Genomic DNA, 3,306 nt, shown 5'->3' on the forward strand with positions numbered 1-3,306 from the left:
GCTTGTTCTCGTCCGCCATGGGTGGGTTACCTGTTCCGGAAGTCGGGCGGGAATCAGTTTGTGGCACGGCCGAGCTCGTTGTCGATGAAGTCGAGCAGTTCCGCGGTTGACGCCGCCGCGAGCCGGTCGCCCGGGTCCGGGTCGGCCCGCTCGGCCGGTCTCACGCCGGTCTCGAGCCATCTCGACAGCAGCGTCTGCAGCCGCACGGTGATGGCGTCGTGATGACCGTCGAGATCATTGACGGCCGCGGCCATGAGCGCTTCCTCCAGCTCGTCCAGGGCCACGAGCGCGGTCGGCCGCGGGCTCGTCGTGTCATGGGGCGCGATGTGGGTGAGCAGGAAGGCGGCCAGCGTTGAGGGAGTGGGATGGTCGAACACCGCGGTGGTTGGCAACCGAACGCCGGTGACCGCGCTCAGCCGGTTGCGCATCTCCACCGCTGTGAGGGAATCAAATCCCAGCTCCCGGAAGGGGCGCTCGGAGTCGATCGCGGCGGGATCGTCGCGGCCGAGGACCGCTGCCACGCCGTCCAGGACCAGACCGAGGACGAACTCGGCCCGTTCGGTGGCGCCGGACAGCGCGGCCAGCCGTTGCGACATCGGAATCTCGGCGCTTCTGGTCGAGCGGCGGCCCTGTGCGGGGATCAGCGCCCGCAACAGAGGTGGGGCGGCGTCGAGCGCCCTGAGCATGTCCTGGTCGAACGGCGTGATGGTCACCACGGGCCGCGTCGCCGAGACCGCCGCGTCGAACAGGGCCATTCCCTCCTCGGCGCCGATCGGGACAAAGCCGTCCCAGGCCCACCGGGCGCGGTGGACGTCGCCGAGCTGCGCGTTGATGCCACCGTCGACGTTCCACAGCCCCCAGGCCAGCGCGGTCGCGGGCAGGCCGAGCGCACGGCGGTGCTGCGCCAGGCCGTCGAGGTAGGCGTTCGCGGCGGCGTAGTTTGCCTGGCCCGGCGCCCCGAACTGCCCGACGGTCGAGGAGAAGACGACGAATGCCGAGAGGTCCGTCTCCCGGGTCAGTTCATGCAGGTGCCACGCGGCCTCGGCCTTGGGACGGAGGACGTCGTCCAGCTGCTGCGACGTCATGGTCGTGATCAGGCCGTTGTCCAGCATGCCTGCCGCGTGCACGACCGCGCGCAACGGCTGGTCGGCGGGAATGTCGGCGAGCAGCGCGGCGAGGGCATCCCGGTCGGAGACGTCGCAGGCGGCGAGGCGGACCGTCGCACCGAGCTCGGTCAGGGCGGTCCGGAGCCTGTCGGCCCCCTCCGCCCGCTCACCCGAGCGGCTTGCCAGCAGTACATGCCTGACGCCGTGCGTGGCGACGAGATGGCGGGCGACGGCGCTGCCGAGCCGACCGGTCCCGCCGGTAATCAGGACGGTCCCGTCAGACCCCCACACCGGCCTGTCCGCTCCGGCGTGGATCTCGGAGGAACGGATCCGGGCCAACCGGGGAACCCGGATCCGCCCGGCGCGCACGGCCGCCTGGGGCTCCTCGGCATCCAGCAGGGCTGGGAGCAGATCCGGCGGGATCGGCTCCTCACCCGGGTCTGTGTCCGTGTCGACGACAACGACCCGGTCGGGTGCCTCGGACTGCGCGGATCGGACCAGCCCCCAGACCGCCGCCGCGGCCGGGTCGGGTGCTTCGTCGCCGGTCGTGGCCACCGCACCTCTGGTCACGAGGATCAGGCGGATGCCGGTGAACCGGTCGTCGGTCAGCCACTCGCGCAGCAGGAGCAGCACCTGCCGGACGAGCGGGTGCGGGTTGGGTGTCGGTCCCGCGGCCCCACCCGCGGCCTCGTTCGCCGCGGTCGCGATCGCTCGGCTCGCCGGCAGCGCGACGACGAGGGCCTCGACCGAGGCCCCGGAGTCAAGCGCGTCGGCCAGGGCCGGCAGGTCCCGGTAGGACGGGACGCCGGGCACGGGGTCCGAGGCGGCCGTGAGCATCGCCCAGACTGCCGTCCGGGCCGAGGGCACGACGGCGTCTTCGACCCAGTCGATGTGGTGAAGGGCGCTGCCGGGACCGCGTCCGCCGGGCCACGGGCCCGGCCCGGTCAAGGGAGCCACCGACGGTTCCAGCCAGTACCGTTCCCGCTGGAAGGGATAGGTCGGCAGGTCGACGGCCCGCGCGCCGGAGCCGGAGAAGAAGGCCTGCCAGTCGATCGACACGCCTCGGGTGTGCAGCACACCCAGCGCGTGGACCAGCGATCGGGCCTCCGGCTGGTCCCGGCGCATGACGGGAACCGCGACCGCGTGCTCGACACCGGCTGCCGCCATCGCCGAGAGGACCCCGTCCGGCCCCAGCTCCAGCAGCGTTGTCACCCCCTGCGCCTCCAGGGTGCGTACCGCGTCCAGAAAGCGCACGGGCCTGCGGATCTGTTCCACCCAGTAGTCGGCCGAGGCCCATCCGTCCCCGGACTCCACCTGGCCGGTCACCGTCGACACGATCCCGAGCCTCGGCCGGCGCAACGCCAGCCCCTTGATGATCAGACGGAACTCGTCGAGCATCGGGTCCATGCGGGGCGAGTGCGAGGCGTGGCTGATCGGCAGCACCTTGACGGACCGGCCCCGTTCCTTCCAGACGCTGGCGACGGCATGAACGGCGTCCTCGTCACCCGAGAGCACTACCGCCCGCGGAGCGTTGATGGTCCCGATCACCGCGCGCCCCTCCTCGTCGAGGGTCGCGCGCACCTCCTCCTCCGTCGCCTCGACGGCAACCATGGCACCGCCCCTGGGCAGGGCACGCATCAGGCCACCGCGGGCGGTCACCAGCGTCGCGGCGTCGGACAGCGACAGGACACCTGCGAGATGCGCGGCGATCAGCTCGCCGGTCGAGTGACCCACCAGGAAGTCCGGCCGTACCCCCCACGTCTCGAGGAGGCGGAACAGCGCCACCCCGACCGCGAAGAGCGCGGCGAGGGTGTAGTCGATCTGGTCCAGCTCGTCACCCGACTCGATCACGGAGCGCAGCGGACGAGGCAGGTGCTCGTCCAAGGCCGTGCACACCTCGTCGAAGGCTGTGGCGAATGCCGGGAAGGACTCGGCCAGTTCGCGTGCCATGCCCACGCGCTGGGCGCCGCCACCGGTGAACATGAATGCGAGCCGACCCTCGTCCCTGGTACCCAGGATTGTTCCGGCGTCGTCGTCCGCCAGCGCGGCAAGGCCCCGGACGAGCTCGTCCCGGCCGGTGGCGACCGCCACCGCGCGATGGCGCAGTGCCGAGCGTGTGGTGGCCAACGAGTAGGACAGGTCGAGCAGGCCGAGATCGGCACGTTCGGCCACGAGTGCGCCGACCCGGTCGGCCTGGGCC

The 3,306-nt window shown here is 72.0% G+C and carries 1 protein-coding gene; it reads right to left on the minus strand.

Annotated features, from left to right (window positions below):
* Positions 1-53 precede the first annotated feature (53 nt).
* Positions 54-3,306: SDR family NAD(P)-dependent oxidoreductase (locus tag AC08OP_RS08815; protein WP_476613745.1), on the minus strand; the 3,253-nt coding region annotated here is incomplete at its 5' end.

It is taken from the genome of Frankia sp. CeRuru1 (assembly GCF_977966315.1).